General features: G+C 62.9%; 25 protein-coding genes. 16 read left to right on the top strand and 9 right to left on the bottom strand.

Going from position 1 to position 24,997, the window contains the following annotated elements:
- Positions 1-39: 39 nt before the first annotated feature.
- The gene (locus M0209_RS05605) at positions 40-1,425 is read right to left on the bottom strand and encodes an aromatic ring-hydroxylating dioxygenase subunit alpha (RefSeq protein WP_258887304.1); all 1,386 of its coding nucleotides are present in this window, start codon (positions 1,423-1,425) and stop codon (positions 40-42) included.
- Between the two features lie 129 nt (positions 1,426-1,554).
- Here M0209_RS05605 and M0209_RS05600 point away from each other — a divergent pair, with 129 nt between their 5' ends.
- The 3 genes from M0209_RS05600 to M0209_RS05590 are packed head-to-tail and all read left to right on the top strand — an operon-like array spanning position 1,555 to position 4,539.
- A complete protein-coding gene (locus tag M0209_RS05600; protein WP_258887303.1) occupies positions 1,555-2,316 on the top strand; it encodes an SDR family NAD(P)-dependent oxidoreductase in 762 nt (253 codons plus the stop codon).
- A complete protein-coding gene (locus tag M0209_RS05595) occupies positions 2,313-3,485 on the top strand; it encodes an acyl-CoA dehydrogenase family protein (RefSeq protein ID WP_258887302.1) in 1,173 nt (390 codons plus the stop codon). The genes M0209_RS05600 and M0209_RS05595 overlap by 4 nt, the downstream gene beginning before the upstream one ends.
- Entirely contained in the window at positions 3,475-4,539 is a 1,065-nt protein-coding gene (locus M0209_RS05590; protein WP_258887301.1) for a phosphotransferase, read from the top strand. Before M0209_RS05595 ends, M0209_RS05590 begins: the two co-directional genes overlap by 11 nt.
- Before the next feature lie 3 nt (positions 4,540-4,542).
- Here the strand turns inward: M0209_RS05590 and M0209_RS05585 are convergent, their stop codons facing one another.
- Entirely contained in the window at positions 4,543-4,878 is a 336-nt protein-coding gene (locus M0209_RS05585) for a hypothetical protein (RefSeq protein ID WP_258887300.1), read from the bottom strand.
- Between the two features lie 2 nt (positions 4,879-4,880).
- Positions 4,881-6,131 (bottom strand): MFS transporter, encoded by a 1,251-nt coding sequence (locus tag M0209_RS05580; RefSeq protein WP_258887299.1) that lies wholly within the window; start codon positions 6,129-6,131, stop codon positions 4,881-4,883.
- A gap of 148 nt (positions 6,132-6,279) precedes the next feature.
- Between M0209_RS05580 and M0209_RS05575 the strand changes: the two genes are divergently transcribed.
- The 7 genes from M0209_RS05575 (at position 6,280) to M0209_RS05545 (ending at position 14,578) form a co-directional block, all read left to right on the top strand.
- A complete protein-coding gene (locus tag M0209_RS05575) occupies positions 6,280-8,013 on the top strand; it encodes a class I adenylate-forming enzyme family protein (RefSeq protein WP_258887298.1) in 1,734 nt (577 codons plus the stop codon).
- 69 nt (positions 8,014-8,082) lie between these two features.
- Positions 8,083-8,508 carry a Zn-ribbon domain-containing OB-fold protein gene (locus tag M0209_RS05570; protein ID WP_258889576.1) on the top strand — a complete coding sequence of 142 codons (426 nt, stop codon included), beginning with the start codon at positions 8,083-8,085 and terminating at the stop codon, positions 8,506-8,508.
- A complete protein-coding gene (locus tag M0209_RS05565; RefSeq protein ID WP_258887297.1) occupies positions 8,505-9,647 on the top strand; it encodes a thiolase family protein in 1,143 nt (380 codons plus the stop codon). Before M0209_RS05570 ends, M0209_RS05565 begins: the two co-directional genes overlap by 4 nt.
- Before the next feature lie 2 nt (positions 9,648-9,649).
- Positions 9,650-10,429 (top strand): SDR family NAD(P)-dependent oxidoreductase, encoded by a 780-nt coding sequence (locus M0209_RS05560; RefSeq protein WP_258887296.1) that lies wholly within the window; start codon positions 9,650-9,652, stop codon positions 10,427-10,429.
- A gap of 20 nt (positions 10,430-10,449) precedes the next feature.
- Entirely contained in the window at positions 10,450-12,471 is a 2,022-nt protein-coding gene (locus M0209_RS05555) for an FAD-dependent oxidoreductase (protein WP_258887295.1), read from the top strand.
- A gap of 12 nt (positions 12,472-12,483) precedes the next feature.
- The gene (locus M0209_RS05550; RefSeq protein WP_258887294.1) at positions 12,484-13,653 is read left to right on the top strand and encodes an acyl-CoA dehydrogenase family protein; all 1,170 of its coding nucleotides are present in this window, start codon (positions 12,484-12,486) and stop codon (positions 13,651-13,653) included.
- A gap of 7 nt (positions 13,654-13,660) precedes the next feature.
- On the top strand, positions 13,661-14,578 hold the full coding sequence (locus M0209_RS05545; protein ID WP_258887293.1) for a ThuA domain-containing protein: 918 nt from the start codon (positions 13,661-13,663) through the stop codon (positions 14,576-14,578).
- Between the two features lie 22 nt (positions 14,579-14,600).
- Here the strand turns inward: M0209_RS05545 and M0209_RS05540 are convergent, their stop codons facing one another.
- Positions 14,601-15,341 carry a 2OG-Fe(II) oxygenase family protein gene (locus tag M0209_RS05540; protein WP_258887292.1) on the bottom strand — a complete coding sequence of 247 codons (741 nt, stop codon included), beginning with the start codon at positions 15,339-15,341 and terminating at the stop codon, positions 14,601-14,603.
- A gap of 20 nt (positions 15,342-15,361) precedes the next feature.
- A complete protein-coding gene (locus M0209_RS05535; protein ID WP_258887291.1) occupies positions 15,362-16,216 on the bottom strand; it encodes an amidohydrolase family protein in 855 nt (284 codons plus the stop codon).
- Between the two features lie 168 nt (positions 16,217-16,384).
- Here M0209_RS05535 and M0209_RS05530 point away from each other — a divergent pair, with 168 nt between their 5' ends.
- Genes M0209_RS05530 through M0209_RS05505 form a run of 6 tightly spaced genes read left to right on the top strand, consistent with a single transcriptional unit; the run spans position 16,385 to position 22,567 of the window.
- Positions 16,385-17,365 (top strand): nitronate monooxygenase family protein, encoded by a 981-nt coding sequence (locus M0209_RS05530; RefSeq protein ID WP_258889575.1) that lies wholly within the window; start codon positions 16,385-16,387, stop codon positions 17,363-17,365.
- Positions 17,362-18,489, top strand: a complete 1,128-nt coding sequence (locus M0209_RS05525; RefSeq protein ID WP_258887290.1) for an acyl-CoA dehydrogenase family protein — start codon at positions 17,362-17,364, stop codon at positions 18,487-18,489. Before M0209_RS05530 ends, M0209_RS05525 begins: the two co-directional genes overlap by 4 nt.
- Positions 18,486-19,712 (top strand): acyl-CoA dehydrogenase family protein, encoded by a 1,227-nt coding sequence (locus M0209_RS05520; RefSeq protein ID WP_258887289.1) that lies wholly within the window; start codon positions 18,486-18,488, stop codon positions 19,710-19,712. Before M0209_RS05525 ends, M0209_RS05520 begins: the two co-directional genes overlap by 4 nt.
- 2 nt (positions 19,713-19,714) lie before the next feature.
- Positions 19,715-20,683 (top strand): aromatic ring-hydroxylating dioxygenase subunit alpha, encoded by a 969-nt coding sequence (locus M0209_RS05515; RefSeq protein WP_258887288.1) that lies wholly within the window; start codon positions 19,715-19,717, stop codon positions 20,681-20,683.
- A complete protein-coding gene (locus tag M0209_RS05510) occupies positions 20,680-21,558 on the top strand; it encodes a TIGR03620 family F420-dependent LLM class oxidoreductase (RefSeq protein WP_258887287.1) in 879 nt (292 codons plus the stop codon). The genes M0209_RS05515 and M0209_RS05510 overlap by 4 nt, the downstream gene beginning before the upstream one ends.
- A gap of 37 nt (positions 21,559-21,595) precedes the next feature.
- Positions 21,596-22,567 (top strand): alpha/beta hydrolase, encoded by a 972-nt coding sequence (locus M0209_RS05505; protein ID WP_258887286.1) that lies wholly within the window; start codon positions 21,596-21,598, stop codon positions 22,565-22,567.
- A 10-nt stretch (positions 22,568-22,577) separates the two neighbouring features.
- Here M0209_RS05505 and M0209_RS05500 read toward each other — a convergent pair whose 3' ends face one another.
- From M0209_RS05500 to M0209_RS05485, 4 genes are read right to left on the bottom strand one after another with little or no spacing between them, the layout of a single operon-like run.
- On the bottom strand, positions 22,578-22,805 hold the full coding sequence (locus M0209_RS05500; protein WP_258887285.1) for a hypothetical protein: 228 nt from the start codon (positions 22,803-22,805) through the stop codon (positions 22,578-22,580).
- 17 nt (positions 22,806-22,822) lie between these two features.
- Positions 22,823-23,323: a peptide-methionine (R)-S-oxide reductase MsrB gene (gene msrB / locus M0209_RS05495; protein ID WP_258887284.1), complete on the bottom strand. Its 501-nt coding sequence runs from the start codon at positions 23,321-23,323 to the stop codon at positions 22,823-22,825.
- A 13-nt stretch (positions 23,324-23,336) separates the two neighbouring features.
- A complete protein-coding gene (locus M0209_RS05490) occupies positions 23,337-24,158 on the bottom strand; it encodes an enoyl-CoA hydratase-related protein (protein WP_258887283.1) in 822 nt (273 codons plus the stop codon).
- Positions 24,159-24,160: 2 nt separating this feature from the next.
- Entirely contained in the window at positions 24,161-24,967 is an 807-nt protein-coding gene (locus M0209_RS05485; RefSeq protein WP_258887282.1) for a sugar phosphate isomerase/epimerase, read from the bottom strand.
- Between the last annotated feature and the right edge of the window lie 30 nt (positions 24,968-24,997).

The following is a 24,997-nucleotide window of genomic DNA, read 5'->3' as shown; positions in this document are numbered from 1 at the left end:
AAAGAATGTATCACACGATGTGCATTTACTAAAGAACGATCAGAAGCCGATGTCGGCAATCGGCGCTTCGAACCCGCTGTTGACCACATGCGCGGCCTTGGCGAGCACCTGCGGGTCGCGTCCGGCGAGATAGCCATCGATCAGGCGCTGGTAATTGCTGATCAAGCCCTCGTGCGAATGCGACAGACGCATGTGCGTGAAGCCGCCTGCGTGCAGGCCCAACTGTTGCAGCGGCAGGTTGTAATAATCCTGGCGCGGAATTTCGGGGAATTGATCGCTGTTGTAGGGCAGCACGGTCGGTTCGCGCGGGGTATCATGTGGCTCACCTTCGGGGCGCAGCGCGAGCGACCAGATTTCGAACAGGCACGTCTCCGGGGTCAGCGGGCGGATCCGGTACGACGACATGGCGCTGATCATCGGCAGCAAGAAGAAATGCGGGAACATGTATTCCACCGCGTGAAAAGGCTGTTCCTGCATGACCTTGTTAACGTCGAACATCGGAACGCCGCGGGCATAACCGTCGGCCGTCACGGCCTCGTTCGCCTTGCCGTAGAACATCATCGTCGCCTGGACCGGATCGTCAGGCACTTCCATGTCGTGAAGTTTCTCGATGACCGCGATTTCGCTTTCATGGACCATACCGGCCATGCCCGAGCTAAGCCGCGCCATAAACTCGATGTTGACCTTGACGGTATCTTTGGCGCTGATGCCTTTGTTCGGCGTCATGCCCTCGGCGTCGTTGCCATAAGGGTTGCCCAGCGCCGACAGCGTATTGAGCTGCGGGTGGGTCTTCATCGTGTGATAGCCTTCCTGGAAGGCCTCCATCGCGAGCTTCCAGTTGGTCGGGAGCACGGTGGCATACCACCAGTCCATCTTCAGCTTGTCGACATTGCGCGCGTTCAACCGGTCGACGACCGGTCCGAGGCTGTCGAGCAGCGACGGGGCGCTGTCGTCGAAATTGATGAACGCGCAGCCCGCCCAGAATTCGACGCGGCAGGGGGCAAGATCGATCTCTGCGTGGTCGAGCAGCGCGGCGTTGAACACCTGCTTGCCGAACACGAAGGTGTTGGCACCGTCCATATTGTAGCGCCAGCCATGGAAAGGGCAGATGAAGCCGGTGGTCTTGCAATTGCCCGGACCGGTCGCAAGACGTACGCCTCGATGGCGGCAGGCGTTATGGAGCGCCTTCACGCCGGTCTTGGTGCGGACGATGATGACAGACTTTTCGAGGATCGAATATTCGACATAGTCCCCGACCTCGGGAATTTCCTCGAGGCGGCACGCCATCTGCCAGACGTGTGGCCAGAGCTTTTCCTTCTCCAGCTTGAAGAACGCCTCGTCATAATAGCGCTCGACTGGAATCATTTCGGGGTCAGTAACCGCATAGGGAACGGGGGTCAGCGGCGTATCCATCGTGTCAGCCATCGAGTCTCTCACAATCAGAATTCTCCGGGTTCTGCGACCACGGCGACGGGTGCACCATAGCCAATGACAAAATGCATTGCTAGATGTGCATTATGCACATAGCGGGGATGGCAAAGGGAGAGGGGTCCGATGAAAACGCTTGATGGCCGCGTATGTCTGGTCACCGGGGCGTCGTCGGGTCTCGGCGCCCATTTCGCGCGGATCATCGCCGCAGCCGGGGCAAGCGTTGTGGTTGCGGCCCGGCGTACCGGCCGGATCTCGGCGCTGGCGACTGAGCTTGCCGAGAGCGGCGGAAGGGCGTTGGCAGTGGAGATGGACGTCACCGACGCGGCCTCTGTCGCCGCTGCTTATGATGTCGCCGAAAACGCCTTCGGGACCGTCGACACGATCATCGCCAATGCCGGGGTCTCCGCACCAGGTCGCTCGACCGATATTTCGGTCGCCGAGATTCGTTCGGTGCTCGATACCAACGTGGTGGGCGCGATGCTGACCGCGCGCGAGGGCGCGCGACGTCTTATTGCAACGGGCGGGCGCGACAGCGGGCGTGGGCGCATTGTTCTCATCGGTTCGATCACCGCCGACATGACGGGTCAGGGCGAAACAATCTATAGCGCGAGCAAGGCCGCCGTCGCCCATTTGGGCCGCAATCTGGCGCGCGAATGGGTGCGCCAGGGCATCAACGTCAACGTCATCCAGCCCGGCTATATCCAGACCGAATTGTCAGGCGACTGGTTTGCCAGCGACGGTGGCCAGGCACAGATCGCCGCCTTTCATCGCCGTCGGTTGCAGCCGATCGGCTCGCTCGACGCGCCTTTGCTCTACCTGTGCGCCGACGTATCGGCGCAGACGACCGGCGCGGTTTTCACCATCGATGACGGACAAAGTCTATGACGATCACCCAGCGCGCCCTCGAGATATCCGACCGCGTCGAAACTTTCGTTCGGGACACCATCATCCCTTATGAGCGCGATCCACGCCGCGATCATCACGGCGCCCCCCTCGACGAGCTGGTGGTCGAGATGCGCGCGGCTGCGCGCGGGGCGGGCGTCCTCACCCCGCATATCCTGCCCGACGGCAGCCACCTGACCCAGCGCGAGACGGCGGTCGTTCTGATCAAGTCGGGGCTGTCCCCGCTCGGGCCGCTGGCGTGCAATACCATGGCTCCCGATGAGGGGAACATGTATCTGCTCGGCCATGTGGGGAGCGCCGATCTCAAGGCGCGGTTCCTGGCACCGATGATCGATGGCAGCGCACGCTCCGCGTTCTTCATGACCGAGCCTGCCGAGGACGGCGGTGCCGGATCCGATCCGTCGATGATGAAAACGACCTGCCGCCTCGACGGCAACCACTGGGTTATCGACGGGCGCAAGACGTTCATTACGGGCGCGCAAGGGGCCAGCGTCGGGATCGTCATGGCCAAGGCAGAGGAGGGGGCGTGCATGTTCCTTGTCGACCTGCCAGATCCGGCGATCCGCATCGACCACGTGCCCAATACGATCGACAGCTCGATGCCGGGTGGCCATGCCACGCTCACCATCGACAATTTGCGCGTGCCCGCCGACCAGATGCTCGGCGTCGCTGGGGAGGGGTTCAAATACGCGCAAATCCGCCTCAGTCCCGCGCGGCTTTCGCACTGCATGCGCTGGCTCGGCTGCTGCATCCGCGCGCACGAAATCGCGACGGACTATGCCAACCGCCGCACGGCCTTCGGCAAAACGCTGATCGATCACGAAGGCGTCGGGTTCATGCTCGCCGAGAACATGATCGACCTGAAGCAGTGCGAACTGATGATCGACTGGTGCGCGGGCGTGCTCGACACCGGATCGCTCGGCACGGTCGAAAGTTCGATGGCGAAGGTCGCCGTGTCCGAGGCGCTGATGCGGATCGCCGATCGCTGCGTGCAGGTGATGGGCGGGACCGGTGTGACCGACAAGACCATCGTCGAACAGGTGTTCCGCGAAGTCCGTGCTTTCCGCATCTATGACGGTCCGACCGAAGTCCACAAATGGAGTCTGGCCAAGAAGATCAAGCGCGACTGGAAAGCGGCGCATGGCGTCTGACACGTCCGTGAACCAAGGCGTCGGCGCTGTCCGTACGGCGCTCGACGCGATCGCACTCGAACGCTGGCTGTCGGCTAATGTTGCGGGCTTTGCCGGCCCGCTGGCCGTCGGGCAGTTCAACGGCGGCCAGTCCAATCCGACATACCGGCTCACGACCCCTACCGCGACTTATGTCCTGCGGCGCAAACCGTCCGGCGATATCCTGAAAGGTGCGCATGACGTACTGCGCGAAGCGCGCGTGCTTTCCGCGCTTGCTGCGACCGATGTGCCGGTGCCGCGCATCTTCGCCACCTGTAACGATTCCGCTGTGCTGGGATCCGACTTTGTCGTCATGGAAATGATCGAAGGCCGCATCTTCTGGGATGCTGGCTTTCAGGACGTGCCGAAGGGCGAGCGCGCCGCCTATTTCGACGCCATGAACGGCGCGATCGCTGCCCTCCACGCGCTTGAACCGGCGAACATCGGGTTGGCGGATTATGGCAAGGCGGGAAATTATTTCGACCGGCAGATCGGTCGCTGGTCGCAACAATATCTGGCTGACGACCTTGCCGGACGCGATGCGAATATGGATGCGGTGGTCGCATGGCTGCCGACCGCGATTCCGGACAGCGACGACACACGTCTGGTGCACGGCGACTTCCGCTGCGACAATATGATCTTCCACCCCGCCGAGCCGCGCATCGTTGCCGTCCTCGACTGGGAGCTGTCGACGCTGGGTCATCCGCTCGCCGATTTCGCCTACCACGCGATGATGTATCACATGCCGCCCGATATCGTTGCCGGATTGGGCGGTGCCGACCCGGTCGCGTTCGGCTTGCCGATCGAGGCAGAGTACATCGCCGCCTATTGTCGCCGGACGGGTCGCGCGGGGATTGCAGACTGGAACTTTTATGTGGCGTTCAGCTTCTTCCGGCTGGCGGCGATCTTCCATGGGATCAAGGGGCGGGTGCTGCGGGGCAATGCCTCTTCCACAACGGCCCGCGAACGTGCAGAAGCGTTCCCCCGACTTGCCCGGCTGGCGCGCGAAGCGATGGTACGGTGCGAAACGCGTTGAAGGTCAGCCGACCACCGCGATCTGTCGACCCACGGTCTGGATCATGCCCGACCGGTCGAGCGCATCGCTGAGCGGCATGACGTCGGTGCCCGCAACAGCAAGAATGGCATCGATGACTCTTTGGGGGTCGTCACCCGCCAGTTCGTAAATCGTCATCAGCGTCCATTGCGGCGCGTCGAGGTCATAGACCTTCTGGAGCGCCAGCCGGTGCAGCGTGCCGCTGACGACGCCCTCGATGCGGCAGACGTCAGCCAGATGCTGCTCGCTGTACCAGCGGATATAGTCTTCTTCTTCGCCGGGCTTGGATCGTGACAGGATGACGTACCGGTAAAGTGCCATGATCAGTGTCCTGCCGGTTCGGCCCGGTCGGCAGCAGGATAGGTGCCGAGCAGCAGAAACAACAGCGCCGCAACGCCACAAATCGGAATCGTCGCCCAGAGCGCGGGAATGTACGAACCCGTCGCATCGAAAACGGCATTGAGCGCGACAGGCCCATTGCTGGCCGCAAGCCCGAGGAATCCGGCGATCGTGCCGAACAGGAACCCGAAATTTTCAAGCCGGAAGTAGCGCGACGTCAAATAGGCGATGATGTCGAGTTCGGCCCCGAGCGAAAAACCGATGATCAGTACGGCCAGGGACGCGGCAGGGATCGAGCCGGGAAAATGGATCAGGATGAGGACGCCGATGATTGGCAACAACACGCAGAATGCCGCAAGATACCGCCCATGTATCCGGTCAAGCAGTGCACCGATGCCAAGCCGCCCGATAATGGCTGACACCCCGAGCAGCGACGCGATCCCCGCTGCCTGGCCTCGCGTAAGGCCGTTCGAAGAAAGGACCGGGACCAGGCTTGTTCCCAGTGTCACCACGACAGCGGCAATTCCGACGCCGCCGAAGAGCAATTGCGCGTAGCGGCGGGTGAGCATGCCGCTCTCGCGCAGCGAGCGCCGCGGCGGCGCGACGGTTGCGGGCGTTGACGAACGCCGGGCACTGTCTTTTGCGCTGGTAAAGAACAACCAGATGAGCGGCAGGGCCAGCGTCGCCCAGAAGGCCGCGATGCCGATCCATGCCACCCGCCAGCCATATTGTTCGATCAGGAAATAGGTAAGGGGGGGTGTGACGATCGACGAGAGGCTCCCGCCGCACAGGATCACCGCCAGAGCGAGACCGCGCCCTGCCGAGAACAGGCTGGTAATCGCCGCCGTCCAGACCGACGGCTGGATAATGACGATGGCCAGCGACATGGGCACCCAGAGCGCCCGCCACATCCAGATGTCTGGTCCGGCAAGGCTGAACAACGCGGTGGCGAGACAGATTGCCGCGACTGCGAAAATACCGAGGCGTCGCGGGCCGATCCGATCGACGAGCAGTCCGGTAAACGGGGCGGCGATCACACCGGTGACCGAGGCAATGCTGTGGCCGGACATGATCTGTGCACGGCTCCAGCCAAATTCGTGCTGGAGCGGCTGGATGAACAGGCTGCTCGAATAGGAGATGATCGTCGAGGCCCCAAAGCCCGCGCAGGCCGCCAGAACGACCGTCCAGTGCGCACGCCATTCGGCGCCGGCATTGCCTTCGATGCGTGCCGACATCATTCTCTCCATCGACCTTTGTTCTGCGTAGCGGCCTAGCGAACCGAACTTGCCATGTCGCGCTGGTATTGCAATGGCCGTGTTGCAATATGAGCTTTCGGGGTGTCGGGTCGTGGCATCACCGACTGTCTGGCCACTGGAGAGTATTGTGACGGAAAGCGACGCGACGACAGGGGTGGGGCACCGACCCAATGTCCGCGACCCGCTAGCGGATCGGCTCATCGGACCAGATCGGGCGTTCGAACTGATCGATACCCGTATCGGGAATGCGACCGTGCCGGTGTTCAAGGACGCGCCGCGCACCCTGGCGGCCCTGTACCGTCAGGGCATGGCGTTCGGCAGTCGCCCGATGATCGTGCAGGACGATGTCGAGCTGACGTTCGACGAGGTTTTTTCCAAGGCGGCAGCCCTGGCCGACGCCTTGCAGCACCGCTTTGACGTGACGCACGGAACCAAAGTTGCTGTCGTCGCCAGCAATCGTCCCGAATGGATTGTCGCCCTGATCGCGGTCACGGCGGCCGGTGGCATCGCGGCGCTGGTCAACAGCCGGGGCGCAGCGGAGGAAATGCTGCGCGCAATCGCCGCTGTCGGATGCGAAGTCGCGATCGTCGATGCCGCCTTGGCCAATGCGATCGCCGTCGAAGCCCCCGATCCCGGTTTTCGCAGGATCGTTATCGGTACGCCCGACGCGCCCTTGCGCCCGGGGCGCGACGGCGATTTCGACAGCCTCATCGCGAAGCCGCGGGCCTTCTCGCCGATCGATATGGATCCCGCTGACGGCGCGGTGATCCTGTTTACGTCGGGCACGACCGGGTTTCCGAAGGGCGCGCTGCTCAGCCACGGGGCGATCGCCCATTCAGTGTCCCTGTCGCGGTTCATGGGAACGCTGCAAGACATCCGGTACGACGAAGAAACCGGCAAGACCCTGTCCAGCGACCGTCGTTCGATGGCGACGCCGACGGTGATTCTGGGGCCGATGTTTCACCTCAGCGGCATGGTGCCGATTTTCCGGTCGGTGAGCGTTGGCACGGCAATCCACATCATGGGCAAGTGGAACGTCGATATTGCCTTCGACATGATCGAGCGCGTCGGCATGACCCGGCTTTCCTTCGTGCCTGCGATGTTGTGGGACATGCTGCGGAGCCCGCGCGCCACGCCCGAGATGCTCGGCAAGGTCTGCTATATGGCGAATGGCGCGGCAGCGCTGAACCCGGCGCTGCTTGCCGAAATCCGCGCGCGAATGCCCGATTGCCTGATGTCGAACACCTACGGCCAGACCGAGACGACGGCATGGACCTGCACGATCAGTGGCCGGGCCTATCTCGACAATCCGGCATCATGCGGCTGGGCCTGCCCGACGGTCGATGTGCAGGTCCGCCGCGACGACGGCAGCGCCGCCGAGATCGGCGAGCCCGGCGAACTCTGGGTCCGCAGCGCGGGGTTGATGACCGAATATGTCGGCGATCCGGCGGCGACGGCCGAGGCACTTCACGACGGTTGGCTGGCATCGGGCGATGTCGGGATCGAGGATGCCAATGGCATCTTCACCATTGTCGATCGCAAGAAGAACATGGTCATATCGGGGGGTGAAAACATCTATTGCGCCGAAGTGGAGCGCGTTCTGTCGGATCATCCCCAGGTCCGCGATGCCATTGCCTATGGGCTCCCCGACGAAAGGCTGGGCGAGCGGCTGGTCGCGACCGTGGTTGTCGAGACCGCGTCCATGGTCAGCGAAGACGAACTGAAGACTTATTGTCGCGGACGACTCGCGATCTACAAAGTGCCGCGCAGCATCGCTGTGTCGCCCGACCCGCTGCCGCGCACAGCGTCCGGCAAGGTCGATCGCGGCACCTTTTTGAAAGCGCGGCAAGCCAAACGATGACTCGCCTTTGATAATGCATTACCATATGTGCAATGCGTCGTTGTTCGACAGGAGAGAGTGGCTTTGACGATGGAAAACTCGACCTTGGCCAAGCCGGGAACCAAAGTCGTTCGGGTTGGCCCCGACGGGTCTGCCTGGATCGAGGGGTACCGCTGCCAAGCGTGTGGTGCGGTCGTGACCGTCGCCACTATGGCATGCCGCAGCTGTACCTCGCGGACGCCGCCCGCGGCGTTTCGTGCGACGGACCATGGGAAGCTGTTTTCATGGGCGGTCGTCCATCGCAGCTATCCCGGTATCGCTGTGCCGTTCGTCTCGGCGATCGTCGACCTCGATGACGGACTAAGCCTTAAAGGCACGCTTCGGAACGTCGAGGCGAACGCGTTGCGGTCAGGAATGCCGGTCGTCGTCGTTCTCGACGACGCCGGCGGGACCCATGACAAGCATGGGGCATCCTATGTCGGCTTTCATTTCGTCCCTGAAGGAGCACACGCATGACCGATGTGTTCATTGTCGGTGCCGGGATGATCAAATTCGGGCGCTATCCGGACCGCACCTATTTTCAACTCGGGGCGGAAGCCGCGCTGATGGCGCTCGACGACGCGGGTCTCGGTATCAAGGATGTCGGTGCGGTCTACGCCTCATCCACCTTCAACGCGGCTTCGATGCTCGGCCAGAAAATCCTCCAGCAGATCGGCCAGACCGGCGTGCCGTGCATCAACGTTTCGAACGCCTGCGCGTCGGGCGCGAGCGCAGTGCGCGAAGCGTTCACCGGCATCAAGAGCGGGCTTTATGACATCGTCCTCGTCGTGGGCGCCGAGAAGAACCCGAGCGGCATGCTCGGCGGGTCGCCCGTCGACGGACCGCCGCCCGAGGGGCTGTTCGGATCGGTCACGATGCCGGCGCTGTTCGCCGAGGCGGGGATGGTCCATACCAACGCCTATGGCACGACGCTCGAACAATTTGCGCAGGTCGCGGTCAAAAACCATCATCACGCGACGATGAACCCCAAGGCGGCATATCAGAAGGAAACGCCGCTCGACATGGTTCTGGCAAGCGAGATGATCGCTTATCCCCTCACCAAGCTGATGTGTTCGGCCAATGTCGATGGCGCGGCAGCGCTGGTGTTGGTGTCGGAAAAGCGAGCGCGCGAGCTTGGCATGGCGCGCGCCGTCCGCATCCGGGGCTCGGCGATGGCGTCCGATGTGTTCGAGCCGCGAAGCCCGGAAATGCTCGAACCCAATTCGGTCACGCGTCTGGCGGCGGCGCGCGCCTATGAAATGGCAGGCGTCGGACCCGAAGATCTCGACCTTGTCGAGCTGCACGATTGCTTCGCAACCGCAGAAATTCTGCATTACGAAAACCTCGGGCTGTGCGCCGCTGGCGAAGCCGGGCGAATGATTTCGTCGGGCGAGACAGCGCTGGGTGGACGGATCCCGGTCAATGTTTCGGGCGGGCTGTTGTCCAAAGGGCATCCGATCGGCGCGACAGGTGTCGCCAACATGATCGAGATCGTCGAGCAACTTCGCGGCGAAGTCGGCGCGCGACAGGTCAGCGGCGCGCGGATCGGCATGACGCATGTGCTCGGCTTCGGCGGGTCGTCAGCGGCCGGCGTCCACATCTTCGAAAAGGCCTGAAGGTGGACGGTCCCTGGATCGATCTGTCGGGCCAAGTCGCCGTGATTACCGGTGCGGCGGCCGGGATCGGACAGGCGTCTGCGGAAGCGATTGCACGCGCAGGCGCCGCAGTGATTTTGCTCGACCGCGATCACGTCGGCGTTGCGGCGGCGGCAGCTGCACTCGACAAGGTCGGTTGCAAGGTCGTCGCCAGAACCCATGACGTGACGCAAGAGAACGACTGGCAGGCGCTGGGCGACTGGATCGCTGCTGAATGGGGGCGGCTCGACATATTGGTCAACAGCGCAGGCATTGCGCGTTTCGACCGGGTCGATGCGAGCATCTTTCCGACTTATCATGAGGTTTTCGCAGTCAATGTCGAGGGAACCTTGCGCGGCATGGCGCTGGCCCTCGATCACATGCGCCTTGTCGGCCGTGGCGCCATCGTCAACGTGTCATCGACGGCTTCGCTTAAGGGCAATCCGGCAATGGCATCCTATGGGGCGAGCAAGGCGGCTGTCTCGCATTTCACGCGCAGTGCCGCGCTCGAAACCAACCGCGCGGGACTCGATATCCGGATCAACGCGGTCCTGCCGGGCTTTACCGAAACCGGCATGGCACAGCAGGTCTACGACCAGTTCGACGCAAAGCTGGGCGGCCGTGAACAGACGCTGCAGGTCTTCGCCAGCGGCAGGCCCGCGCAACCCGCTGAAATTGCCGACCTGATCCTGTTTCTCGTGTCAGATCGCGCCAGTTTCATTTCCGGCTCGATCTACAGCATTGACCGCGCCCAGGGCGCGTGAGACTTCCTTTGGAGCATCCCGTGAACGATCCGCTACTCGAACCTTTCCAGACCAGGCATCTGACGTTCAAGAACCGTATGGTCCACGCGCCGACGACGATGAACATGTCGGATGACAAGGGCTACATTACCCGGCGCGCCGTCGGGGCGTATGAAGCCTTTGCGGCGGGGGGATTCGGCGCCGTGTGCGTTGGCGCGACCTGTGTGCGCTGGGACGGACTCATCAACGAACGCATGTTCGGCATCTATGACGATACCTATATCATCAGCCACCGTGAGCTCGTCGAGGTCATCCACAACAACGGCGCTCTTGCTGGTTTGCAGCTTTTTTACGGCGGTTTGATCCCTGGCGTTGGCGCGACGTCGCCCCTCGAACCCGGCAAGGGGTGGATTCCGGGCACGGTTTCATGGGGACCGACGGGCAAATATCCGATTGGTAACCAGCAGCCCGGTGTTTTGACGACGCAGGATTATGACGACCTCGTAGAAGTCTTCGCGCAGGCGGCACGCCGCGCGAAAGAGGCGGGTTACGATTATGTTTCCTATCATTTCTGCCACGGGTCGTTGCCGCACGTCACTTTGTCGCTGCTCGAGAACCAGGGCCGCAACGACGCTTATTCGGATCGCTTCCTGTTTTGTGAACGCATCATCCAGCGCGCGCAGGCATTGTGCGGGGTCGATTACCCGCAAATCCCGCGCATGGTGTGCGAAGAGAACTTCGACGGCGGCTACGATGTCGAATATTTCATCGAGCATTACGCCACGCGCCTCCATGCGCTCGGCATCGATGCGATGGACTGCACCTTTGGCTCGATGCTTCCGGCCAAGAGCCGTAGCCAGGAAGTGACTTCAGGCGAAGTGATCGGCGGCGGGTTTTACGTGCCGAACCTTGTTGCCCTGCCCTATATCAAGCGCATGCGCGAAGGGCTGAGGGCGCGTGGCATCGACATGCCTTTGATGGGCTCGTGCAACATCAACACGCCCGAACAGATGCGCGAAATGATCGGCGAGGGCGCAGCGGACTTTTTCGCGTCGTGCCGTCAGTCGCTCGACGATCCTGATTTTCCGCGCAAGATTGCCGAGGGGCGCGAAGCAGAAATCCGCAAATCCACGCGAACCGGCGCTTCGCTGTTGGCCGGGAATATCTTCAACAAGGGGGTGGCCGGTTCCGCGCAGAACGCTGCGTTCAGTCGCGATCGCGACTATCGAATTGTCCCAACGACAAAGCCCAAGCGTGTGTTCATCGCGGGCGGCGGTTCGGGCGGTATGGAATATGCCATTACGGCAGACGAGATCGGCCATGACGTAACTCTGTTCGAAAAGTCCGACAGGCTCGGCGGCGTAATGAACTGGGCGGGCAATTACCGCACGCTGCGCAATATGGAACAGATTGCCTATCAGCCCGAATGGCACCGTCTCATGATCGGCAAGTCGAACGTGACGGTGCATCTCAACACCGAGCTGACCCTCGAACGCATTCTGGATGAAGAGCCCGATGTTCTGGTCGTCGCCACGGGTGCCGTTGCCGCACTGCCCGAGGTCGAGGGACTTTCGGCAGCGCTAATCAGCGGCTTTGCCCGTACGATCGACCGAGCGCTGGCCGAGGGGCCCGAAACGCTCCCGCCAGGCGCTGTTGTTGTCTGGGGCGCGGCCGAAGGTGTCGAACTGGCGCTCGATCTGGCGCGGGCGGGGCGCGTCGTCCGGCTGCTCGAGCCCGCCGCGACCTTCGTACCGACTTCGTACATCGGCTCACGTGCGCGCTTCGTGATGATGTGGGCAGGAGAGGTCGGACTGACACCAGAAACCGGCGTCTCGCTGGAAACCATCGGCGATGGCAGTGTTGCGGTGCGCCACGCCGATGGACGTATGGAATCTCTCGCCTGCGCTGCGATAGTGGTGTCGCCGGGACGGGTCGCCTATGATCCGCTGTCGATCAGATTGGCGAAGACCGGCATCCAGGTGCAGGTTATCGGCGACGCGCGCAAGCCGCGTTCCTACGGCAATTCGATCCATGAGGCGGCCTACCTCGCGCGCAATATTTAGGAATCTTTTTTGATGCTCGACTGGCTGAACGACGAACAGCGTGCCCTGCGCGATATGGCGCAGGCCTTTGCGGCGAAGGAAGTCGAACCGCTGGCGGCGCAGATCGACCGCGATGAGCACACGCCCGACGCGCTGATTGCCAAGGCGTCTAAGGTGGGGCTGTTCGGCCTTTACACCTCGCCCGACTATGGCGGGTCAGGCGCCGATCTCGTTTCAGTGTGCCTTGTTTCCGAACAAATCGCCAAGGCCAGCCCCGCATTTGCAGGCGCATTGACGGTGCAGATGGTGCTGTCCCCACGCACGGTCGAGATGCTTGGCACCGCGGACCAAAAGCAACGGCTTCTTCCACCGTCCGCCAGCGGCGAACGGGTGATCGCCTATTCGCAGAGCGAGCCCGCGGGAGCGGCGAATGTCGCATCTCATCTGACCAAGCTGACGCCCGACGGCAACGGCTGGCGGCTCGATGGGGCAAAGCTTTATTGCACGCAGGCGAATGCCAAGGTCGTGCTGGTCATGTGCAAAACCTATGGCCGCGATGGCAAGGAAGGCTATGGCTGCATCGCGGTCGACCTGGACCGGGCCGGCGTCGAGATCCTACCCCATGAGCACAAGCTCGGCTGGCGCGGAACCAACACGGGATCGATCAACTACAACAACATCCGAATTGAGGATGACGATATCCTAGGCGACGTGCTGACCGGCGGCTTCTCACACCGCCCGGCCAACCACGCCAATGTGCTCGCCCATGCCGCGACGTCGCTCGGCTGTGCACAGGGGATGCTCGACAAGACGCTCGACTATGTGAAGGCGCGTCGCCTCTACGGCAAGGACATGGCCGAGTTGCAGCCGATCAGCTACTGGCTGGCAGAGGCGCACGCCAAGCTCGTTGCAGGGCGCGCGTTGCTTTACGCCAACGCCCGCGCGTTCGATGCAGGCGCGATGGAACCGGCGATGGGCAGCGTCTGCAAGGCGTGGATCGGCGACACTGCGTTCGAGGTATGCGCCAAGCTCCTCCAAATGTGGGGCGGCAGCGGCATCATGGATGCCACCGGCGTCAACCGCTACATGCGCGATGCCAAGGCAAAGTGCATCGCCGAAGGGGCGTCCGAAATGCATTATGCGATCATTGCCAACCAGTTGCTGCACGGCGTCGGGACACTGGTGCGGCCAATAGCGGCTTAATGCGGCCATGCGCCGCGTACTCAAATGGGGCGGCGGCTTGGTCTCGGCGCTGGTCCTGCTGCTGGCAGCGCTGTTGTTGTGGGGCATGGGGCCGGGTAATATCGGTCGGATGATCCTAGGCGTGGGAATCGTTTACGACGCGGACGCGCCGAAGCTGCCCGACTTCAACGCGCCGACGATCCTGATTTTTTCCAAGACCAACGGATTTAGAGATTCTGCCCAGATCGACGCCGCCAATAGCGCGCTCGAGAAGCTCGCTAAAGACAAGGGCTGGTCGACCTACACCACCCAGAATGCCGCCGTGTTCAACGGGGCGCAGCTGAGCCAATTCAGGGCGGTAGTCTGGAACAGCGTCAGCGGTGACGTACTCACGGTCGGCCAACGCGCAGCGTTCAGGACCTGGCTTGAAAGCGGCGGCGGTTATGTCGGGCTGCACGGTGCGGGCGGCGACCCTTCGTATAAATGGCGCTGGTATGCCGACGAGCTGATCGGGGCGCAGTTCATCGGCCACACGCTCAGCCCGCATATTCAGCGCGGCCGGTTAATCGTCGAAGACCACACCCATCCCGCCACGCGCGGACTCGGCGCCGAATGGATCCGTAATGACGAGTGGTACAGCTTCGACAAAAGTCCGCGCGCCAAGGGTTATCTCATTCTCGTCACACTCGACGAGACATCCTACGCTCCGCGCCTCAGGTTTCCGCTCGTGATCGACAAGGATATCAGCATGGGCAAGGACCATCCGATGGTCTGGGCCCACTGCGTCCGCAATGGCAGCGCGTTTTATTCAGCGCTGGGGCATCAGGCGGGGGCCTATTCCGAATCTAGGCACTTGGCGATGATTTCAGGGGCGATTAGCTGGGCGGCAGGGTTTGAGGGGCCGAAGTGCGCGGGGGGCAGAGAAATCTTGCGCTCCAACGGATAATGCAGCCATTTTCGCGTTGTCTCTATCGGCAAAGCCAGCCAGTGATTGCGTAGCGTGGCAATGCGGCGAAAGGGGCGACAAAGGTGACGCTGTGCACTTGGGGTACGCGAAACAGGTGGATAGTGTTGAACCCGGGCTTAAGCGCGAGCGGGACGTCGCCGGAACCTGTCTGGAATTGCAGCAATCCGCCCCAATCGGTCCGCCAGCCCTTGGTGAGGTTGATGACATAGGCGGCGACGCGGTTTTCACCGTCGATGCCATCGTCGTGGCTCGTCAGGAAATGCCCGGGCAGATACCGCGTCGCCTGGCCGTTGACGCGGTAGATATCGGGCGTCCCGGTGATCGCGCGGAACGCGTCGAGCGAGGCTGGATGGTTGAGTGCGTCGACTACCCGGTCGATCAATAATCCACGGTCAGCGCGCGCATCGGCATCGTCGGACACGATCAGCGAGTCGAACAAAAACTGGAAACCATCGCGCGCCGTGTCGTGGACGGCAGTTAGAAAGGCCTTCTGCTTGTCCCCGTCCAGCGCGGCGATCGCCTCCGGCGTCAGATCCCAGGCATCCTTCTCTCCTCGGCTGAACGTTCTGCCCCAGGAGATTTCCGTGTCGAGATGGCGGTGCAGCCGCTCGGCGACATCGGCGGAAAAGGGTTCGGCAATCCGGATGATGCCGCTGCGGGCAAAGCTGCTCGCGGCATCGCCGATCTGTGCGGCGGACAACGCCATCTGCAGCTCGGCGTCGTGATGCGTCATCTGTTTCATCCGCCCTACGTCGGGTACCGCTACGCCGAAAGGCCAAGCACCTTTGCGGCATTGTCATGCAGGAATTTCGACCAGACTTCATCCTTGAACGGCACGTCGTCCATCTCGCGGAAGATGCGCTCGAGATCCAGCCCCATCGGGAAATAGCCGCCGTAGATGATCTTGTCGCTGCCACGCGTGTTGGCGAAGTCGATGATCTCCTTGGGCCAGTATTTCGGCGCGAAGGCAGTCGTCGAATAGTAGAGGTTCGGCCATTTGAGCAGCAACTTGACCGCGAGGTCGACCCACGGGTCCGCACCGTGGCGCATGACGAATTTCAGCTCGGGAAAGTCGTAGCAAACTTCGTCGATCAGCTCGATCTTCTGCGGGGCGAGCGGGATGCGCGGACCGGGGACGCCCGTGGTGCAGAACACCGGGATGCCGAGCTCGCAGCATTTGGCATAAACCGGATACCAGTGCTTGTCGTTGATCGGGCAGGGCGGGTTTTGCCCCGAGGGGAACATCGACACGCCCTTCAGACCATAGGTGTCATACGCGCTCTGAATGTCGCGCACCGCGTCCATGCCACGGTGCGGATTGGTCGGCATGATGCCGACGAACCGGTCGGGGTAACGGCGCAGGGCTTCGGCGGTGCGGTCATCGTTGGTATGGATGACACCGACGCGGATGTTGAATTCGTCCATCTTGGCGAGCGTTTCCTCGATCGAGGAATCGCGCGTTCGTCCCTCGGCCAGTTCGCCGGGCAGGTCCTTGAACATATATTCCGCCGGGTGCCGGTCCCACTTCACCTTTTCGCTGGCGACCAGCGGCGCATGGGTGCGGTCTCGAAAGCCGATCAGCGTATCGATAACGCCAATGTCGCGGGGACGGGGCATGGTTTTCCTCTCGCAAGCGCGCGTTTCGTCAGCTATTGCGACAGGGCATGTGCATTGTAAAGCATGCGCTGAGGGCCTTGCCCGAAGCGGCTTTTTCCGACAGGAAAAAAGTGTAATGCAACAGACGCGTTACATTAATGACGTGAAAGACAAGGGACGGGATTGGCACTGGGACCGGCACTGGCATCGGCGGACGTGAGCGGCGGTGCGACATTGCGCGGCTGGCGTGACCGGCTACGCGTGCCTGTCATCGCCGCGCCGCTGTTTCTGATCTCGACCCCGAAACTAGTCATCGCCCAGTGCATGGCGGGCGTGATCGGCACCTTGCCCGCACTTAACGCGCGTCCGTCGGCGCAGTTCGGCGAATGGCTGGCCGAGATCGTCGAGACCCTCACCGGTTGGAACCGGCGCAATCCGGACAAGCCCGCTGCACCCTTCGGCGTCAATCTGGTCGTTCACCGAAGCAATCCGCGACTCGACGACGATCTGGCTCGGTGCGCGCAATATCGGGTGCCGCTTGTCATCAGCTCGATGGGCGCGCGTGGCGACGTCAACACGGCGGTACAGGCCTATGGCGGGGTGACGCTGCACGACATCACCAATCAGGCGCATGCGCGCAAAGCGATCGAGCGCGGCGCAACCGGGCTGATTGCGGTCGCCGCAGGCGCGGGGGGGCATGCCGGGGCCGTGTCGCCCTTCGCGCTGATGCAAGAATTGCGGACATGGTTCGACGGGCCGCTGGTGCTTGCCGGGTCCATCGCGTCGGGGCGGGCAATCGCGGCGGCGGGGATGCTCGGCGCGGACTTCGCCTATGTCGGGTCGGCGTTTATCGCGACCGACGAAGCCCGCTGCGGCGTGGCGCAAAAAAACGCTGTTGTGGCCTCTGGCGCCGACGACATTGTCTATACGCCCGCGTTCAGTGGCACGCCGGCCAATTATCTGCGAAGTTCGATCGTCGCGGCCGGACTCGATCCCGACGATCTGCCGACGACACGGCGCGCGACCGACGTAGCCGCGCAGGCCAGCGCGGCCAAAGCCTGGACCGACATCTGGGGCTGCGGCCAGGGCATCGGCACGACGCACGCCATCGAACCGGCGGCCGCAGTCATCGATCGGCTCGCCCGCGAATACGACGAGGTCAGCCCATGAATTTCGATTATACCGACGACCAGAAGGCGCTGAAGGACGAAGCGCGGCGATTCCTGCTCGCTGCCTCGCCCCTGTCGGTCGCGCGCGGGGTGCTCGAGAATTCTGCCGCTGGATATGACGCGGCACTATGGGCGCGCATCGGCGAGCAGGGCTGGTGCGGAGCCGCAATCCCCGAGACTTACGGCGGCCTGGGCCTCGGCTATGTCGAATTATGCGCGCTGGCCGAGGAACTGGGCCGAGCCGTCGCGCCGATCCCGTTTGCGTCGAGCGTCTACCTGTTCGCCGAGGCGCTGCTGCTGGCAGGGTCGGAAGACCAGAAATCGATGCTGCTGCCCCTGATCGCCAGCGGAGAATTGATCGGGACGCTCGCCGTGTTCGAAGGACAGGGAGCGCTCACGGCGGAACGGATCGCGGCGCGCGTGACGGGCGGCAGGTTGTCGGGGATGAAGCTGCCTGTTGCCGACGGCATGGCGGCGGGCAAGGCTGTGGTGCTGGCGCAGGGTGAGGCGGGGCTCTCGCTCTACCTTGCCGATCTGAACGGCCCCGGTGTCAGCCGTGAAACCGTGTCGACGCTCGACCCGACGCGTGGCATGGCGCGCGTGCGCTTCGACGACGCGCCGGTGGAACCGCTCGGCACGCCGGGTGAGGGACTGGCTTTGCTCGCACGTATTCAGGAACGCGGCGCCATCCTGCTCGCGTTCGAACAATTGGGCGGTGCGGATCGTTGCCTTGAAATGGCGCGCGACTATGCGCTTGAACGCTATGCCTTCGGCCGCCCCATCGGCAGCTATCAGGCGATCAAGCACAAGCTCGCCGATGTGTTCGTGAAGAACGAAGTAGCCCGCGCCAACGCCTATTACGGGGCATGGGCGCTGTCGACCGATGCGCCCGAGCTGCCGCTGGCAGCGGCAGCAGCGCGCGTCGCGGGATGCGCCGCTTACTGGATGGCGTCGAAGGAAATGATCCAGACCTATGGCGGCATCGGCGTGACATGGGAGGCGGACTGCCATTTCTTTTTCCGTCGTGCGCGTCACCTGGGACTGGTCGTCGGCGCGCCACGCGACTGGAAACGGCGGCTCGCCGACCGGCTTGAGGAACGTGTCGAAGCGGAGAAGCGGTCATGAACTTCGACGACAGCCCGGCGGAAGCCGAATATCGCGCGACCGTCCGCGCCTGGATCGAGGCGAACGGACCCGATTTGTCGGTCCTTGCGCCCGAAGAACGCCGCGCCTGGCACGACAAGCACAAGGAAATTGCCCGCGTCTGGCAAGCGACCAAGGCCGATGCAGGCTATGCCTGCATTTCGTGGCCGAAGGCGCGCGGCGGCGCAGGCGGAACCGCGATCGACGAAGCGATCTTCAATCAGGAGGAAGCGCGGGCCGGCTTGCAGTTCACTTATTTCATGACCGGGCTGCACATGCTGCTGCCGCCGTTGATGGAATTCAGCGCCGACCCGGAATCGCTCGCCCGTGTCGCCCCGGCGGTGCGCGGCGATGAAATCTGGTGTCAGCTGTTTTCCGAACCGTCGAGCGGATCGGATTCGGCGGCCACGCGGACAATGGCGGTTCGCGTCGGCGACGATTGGGTGCTGAACGGGCAAAAAGTCTGGAACAGCGGGGCGCATGCCGCCGATTACGGCATGGTCATCGCGCGCACCGACCCCGAGGTGCCCAAGCACAAGGGTTTGTCGGCGTTCTGGCTCGATATGAAGACGCCGGGCCTCGAAGTCCGCCCGATCAAGATGATGTCGGGCGACAGCGAGCTCAACGAAGTGTTCCTCGAAAACGTTCGGATACCGGCCAACCAGATGGTCGGTGCGCCGGGCGATGGCTGGAAAGTCGTGATCTCGACCTTGATGAACGAACGCGCGGCGCTTGGATCGGGGACAGGTCTTGGCTGGCGCGACGTGATGGAGATTGCGCGGCGCAGCCCCGCGTTCGACGGCTCGACGCTCGAGGATCCGGCGTTCCGCGAATGGCTCGCGGACTATTATGTGAATGCCGAGGCCATCCGCCTGCTCAGCTTCCGCACCCTGACCGCGCTGTCGCACGGCAAGGCACCGGGGCCCGAAGGATCGGCGGGCAAGCTGCTCTGGGCGACGCAGACGCAGGAGCTCACCAATCAGGCACTGGATATCCAGGACGCATTCGGCCTTATCGACGATCCCGATATCGCACTGCTGAACGGCGGATTCCAGCACCGCTTCATGTGGGCGCCCGCGCTGAGGCTCGGCGGGGGCACCGACGAGATCATGAAGAACATCATTGCCGAACGCGTGCTCGGCCTGCCTGGCGACGTCCGCGTCGACAAGGCCGTGCCGTTCCGCGAAATTCCGACCGGGAGATGACGATGGCAAGCAACCCAAGATCCGACCGCGGCTATACAAGCCTGCCGATTCCTTTCGGCTGGTTCGGCGTCGCGATGTCGAGCGAGATCGCGATCGGCGAGATCAGGACGATGCGCTATTTCGACACCGAGTTTGTGATGTGGCGCGGGGGCGATGGCGTGCTCAATGCCGTCGACCCCTATTGCCCGCATCTTGGCGCCCATCTCGGCGTGGAAAGCACGGTCAACGGCAACGATCTGCGCTGTGCGTTTCATCACTGGAGCTTCAGCGGGGAGGGCGGTGTCACCGACATTCCCTACACCAATGTCATCGCGCCGCGTCTGAAACGGCAATGCCTGCCCACCTGGCCCGTCAAGGAATCCGAAGGCGTTGCCTATGTCTGGTATCATCCGGGAAAGGCGGCACCGAAATGGGAGGTGGCAACGATGCCCACCTGTCCCGAAGGCGACTGGATCCTGCATTCGACCTATGAATGGGTCATCGACATCCACGTCCAGGAAATTACCGAGAACGGCCAGGATCATGCCCATTTCAACGCTGTCCATGGCGTTACCGGGCCTGCCGAGGGCGATTTCAAAATCGACGGCTGGGTGCGGTCTAACAAGGTCGTCGCCGAGATGGTGACGCCACGTGGGCCGATGACGGGCATCATCGATGTAACGGCGACGGGTCCCGGCCAGTCAATTACCGAATTCAAGGACGTGACGCACGTCGTTCACAACCAGCAGCAGACGCCGATTGATGCGGAACATACCCATTTGCGCTGGCAAATGTACCATGCGCCGGGCTTGAGCGAGGGCCGCCTGCGCGTCACCGACGCGCGCATTCGCGATCTAGTGAAGCAGGTCAACCAGGACATTCCGATCTGGAATGCGAAGATTTTCAGGGCCGAGCCGCTGCTCGTCAAGGGCGATGGGCCCATTCTGGCCTATCGCCGACAATATCAGAGATTCTATGAGGTCGGTGCATGACCACAGCGGTGACGCCACGGATCGGGCGGATCGGAATCTGGTCGATGGAGCTGCGGTTCGGCGATTCCGCCGAGCCAGCTGAGGCAGCAGCAGAACTCGACGAACTCGGATATGGCGCATTGTGGATCCCGGGGGCAACGGGCGGCGACCTGCTGAACGACCTGTCCCACCTGCTGGCGGCGACGCAGCACACAACCATTGCCAGCGGCATTCTCAACATCTGGAAGCATCAGGCGACCGACGTGGCAGGCTGGTGGCACGAACTGCCCCATAACCAGCGCGCGCGCTTTCTGCTCGGGCTTGGCGTCAGTCACAGCGAGGCTGTTGGTGCCGCCTATGCCAAGCCGCTGACAGCGATGAAGGCGTATCTCGACCGGCTGTTCGACGCGGGGGTAACTGCCCGCGCGATCGTGCTGGCCGCGCTCGGGCCGAAAATGACCGAGCTTGCGCGCGACCAGACCGCAGGCGCGCATCCCTATCTCGTCACGCCCGAACACACCGCGATTGCGCGTGCCGCCCTCGGCCGGGGACCGATCCTTGCGCCCGAGCAGGGGGTAGTGCTCGACGCGAACCCGGCGCGGGCGCGTGATCTCGCACGGCCCTATGTCCAGGGCTATGGGCGACTGGAAAATTATGCGAACAGCTGGCGGCGACTGGGGTTCACCGATGACGATATCGCGCAGACAAGCGATCGGCTCGTCGATGCGGTATTTGCCTGCGGCGATGTGGAGGTGATCTCGGCCCGGCTCGATGCGCACTTCAGTGCCGGCGCGGATCATGTCTGTTTGCAGGTGGTCGGAACCGCCGCACCTGGCACGAACGACCTTGCCGCGTTACGCCCTGTCTGGCGCAGGCTGGCGGAAGCGCTTTTATAACAAGTGGCGCTTGGCGCGCCGAACAAAGGAGAAGGCTGTGCAAGAGGGCGACAACAGCGGCGCCATTCATGTGCCCGCACGCGATGTTCCGATACCCGAATACCTGAGCCCCGTTGCGCGCGCCTACCTGACGCCCTTGCCGACATGGGGAGAATATCCCCCCCTCGACGACAAGGACGCGTGGCGGGCCTATGTAACGGCGGTCGACGAGGCGGTCCTGTCGCGGTTCCCGGCATGGAGCGAAGCGACGGGAACGCGGGCAGACGAACGCGACGCCGGTGGTGCGCGCGTCTTCGACATCGCGCCGTCAGGGCTAGACCCGGAGGACAGAAGCGTGATTCTCGATCTTCACGGCGGCGCGCTGATCCTGTGCGGCGGCGAGATGTGCCGTATGATGGGCGTCGGCACCGCTACGCGGTTGCAGCGGCGCGTCTGGTCGGTCGATTACCGCATGGCACCCGATCACCCCTATCCAGCAGCGCTCGATGATTGCATCGCAGCTTATCGCGCACTGCTCGGCGAACGCACGCAGAACGAGATCATCGTCAGCGGCGGGTCGGCGGGCGGCAATCTCGCTGCGGCGTTGATGCTGCGTGCGCGTGACGAGGGGCTGCCGATGCCGGCGGGTCTGATCCTCGGCACGCCCGAGATCGACCTGACTGAATCGGGCGACAGCTTCCACACCAACATGGGCATCGATCCCGGCCTGCGGAGCCTAATGCCGGTCAACTTGCTCTACGCCGCCGGGTATGATCTGGCCCACCCCTATCTCTCACCCCTGTTCGGCGACCTCAGCGCTTTTCCGCCGACGATCCTGACGACGGGGACGCGCGACCTGTATTTGTCGAACACGGTGCGGATGCACCGGGCCCTGCGCGCGGTAGGTGTCACGGCGGAGTTGCATGTCACCGAGGCGGGGCCGCATACCGGCTTCCCCGGCGGACCCGAGGGTGCGGAAATCGACAAGGAACTCCGCCGCTTCGTCGAGAGTGTTCTGAAGCGGAACTAGCCGCGAGTCCTCATTTGCCCTTGTAATAGCTCGCGCGAGTGTTGCTCCACCAAATCTGGCCGACCCCGACGAGCGCAAGGAGTGTACCCCACATCGCCCATTGCTTGTCGTTCGCCATGAAGCTGTTCAGGAAAGCAATGTTGAAGCCCTGCAGGATCCAGATGCCGCCCATCAAGACCATGCACAGGCCGATCAGGCTGCTGATGCCGCGCATGACGCCGTTGAAAAAGTCGCTCATCGTCTAACTCCCGTTGTTCAAGCCTGTGCCGCGTGAAAGGCCAGCGCCACGCCATTCATGCAATAGCGATAATTTGTCGGCTTCGGCCCATCGTCGAAGATATGGCCGAGATGGCTGCCACAACTGCTGCATCGCACCTCGGTCCGCATCCTGGCCATGGTGAAGTCGGGGCGTTTAAAAATGGCACCCGGCAGGCTGTCCCAGAAACTTGGCCAACCGGTGTGGCTGTCATATTTGGTGCTCGAGGAGAACGCTGGTTGGTCGCACCCGGCACAAGCGAACTTGCCGGGCCGGTGCTCGTTGACCAACGGGCTGGAAAACGGCTGTTCGGTCGCATCCTTCCGTAGCACATTATAGCTCGCCGGGCTCAGTCTTGCGCGCCATTCGGCATCGGTGTGACGAACCCGAAAACCGGTATCTGCGCGTTCGGTATCGCCGATCGTTAGGGCGACGCGCCCGACCAGCGCGGCTGCGACAACGCCAACGCTGGCCATCCCCAAAAATTCCCGTTTTGTCATGCGAGCGTCCTCCTCATCCGTTCAGATCGATATGTGCCAATTCCTGCGGGAGTGCAGGGAAGTTCGGCGGCCGTCCTTCCTGCCAGCTTGCCATGCCTTCCTTGAAATCGGGCGCAGCAAATGCAGTGTCGAGCAAGGCAACCGATCGGTCGAAACTTTTCAGAAACGGCTGCATCAAATCCGCAAAGCTTTGCTGCTTGATCGCGCGCATCGAATAGGGCGAGCAGTGCCTGACAAGCTGCGTCGCATAGGCCTGCGCCTCGGCCAGCAGGTCGCCGGCGGGAACGACGCAATTGACCAACCCGATCCGTTCCGCTTCGGCAGCGCGCACGAGGCGCGCCGAGATCAGCAGGTCCATGGCATGGCCGGTCCCGACGAGACGGGGAAGCAGCCAGCTCATGCCCATTTCCGCAACCAGCCCGCGCCGCGCATAGGCTGTGGAGAATTTGGCGTCTTCCGAGGCAAAGCGGATGTCGCTGACCAGCGCCTGTTGCAAGCCGATGCCGAAACACGCGCCGTTGATCGCGGCGATGATCGGCTTGCCGATGGTGAGCGGAAACCAGTAGGGTTGCGGGGCAGCGGATTTGATGTCGCCGGTATCGGCCACGACCGCCAGCTTTTTGCCGTCGCCGCCGACGCAAAAAGCCTTGCCCGCGCCAGTGACGATGATCGCGCGCACTTCGGGGTCTTGTGCGGCTTGTTCGAGCAGCGCGAAATACCCTTGGGCCATCGGCCCGTTCCACGCATTGCCCCGGTCCGGGCGGTTGAGCGTGATTGTCATGATTCCGTCTGCGACGTCGGCCAGAACCGTCTTTTTGTCGTCGGCGTGCGCCATGATTAGTTCGCCCTGGCTTGTTCGATCAAGGCGCCGATCAAATCGCCAGCGCGGCGGAGACCCATTTCCTCGCCTTCGGCCCGAAGACGCGGCCCGATGATTTCCAGATCGAAATATCCGCCATAGCCCGCGTCGACAATCGCGGGGATCAACCGGGCGAGAGGAACTGCACCATCGCCGGGTACTGCGCGACACGGCAGCCCCCGATCCCCGTAAATATAATCGCTGACTTGCACGAGCGAAGCGAGCGGCGCCGCTTCCGCGATCGCTGCTTCAATATCGGCGTCGAACCAACAGGCGAACAGGTCGATAACGACCGCAATGTCCGCCTTGCGGGCGATCTGCACCGTGTCGGACAGGCGGTGCGCGATCGAGACGTCGGCGTAGAGGTGCGAAGTGGGCTCCACGCCGAGCGCGATACCCGCCGTCAGCGACTTGGCCGCGCATGGCGCGATGGCTTCGGCGAACCGGTCGGTGGCGTCAGCCCAACCGCACGAACCGCGTCCACCGGTCGTCAAGACAATAGACCGTGCGCCGATCTCAATGGCTATATCGATGGTTCGGTCCAGTCGCTCGTGCGCTGCCGCCACGTCATTTCGTGTGGCGAAAGCAAAAGCGCGGTGGGTGAGGGCGGCAGTCTCAAGGCCTGTGTCGCGGAACAGAAGCGCGGTTGCGGTGGCCCCAAAGGCCAAGACCTGCTCTAAATCGGGGCTTATCGCCTGTGCGCCGATCCGGGCAACCTGGTCGGCAAGCTTATCCAGCCGGGCGGGCGCGAAGCTCAACGCGTTGATCGAGATGTCGGCGTGCATCGCCTTAGCGACGCATCGGGCTGATATCTG

The organism is Sphingomonas sp. SUN039 (assembly GCF_024758725.1).
Taxonomy (GTDB): domain Bacteria; phylum Pseudomonadota; class Alphaproteobacteria; order Sphingomonadales; family Sphingomonadaceae; genus Sphingomonas_O.
The sequence above is the reverse complement of the archived record's forward strand: the minus strand, read 5'-3'. Positions and strand labels throughout refer to the sequence as shown.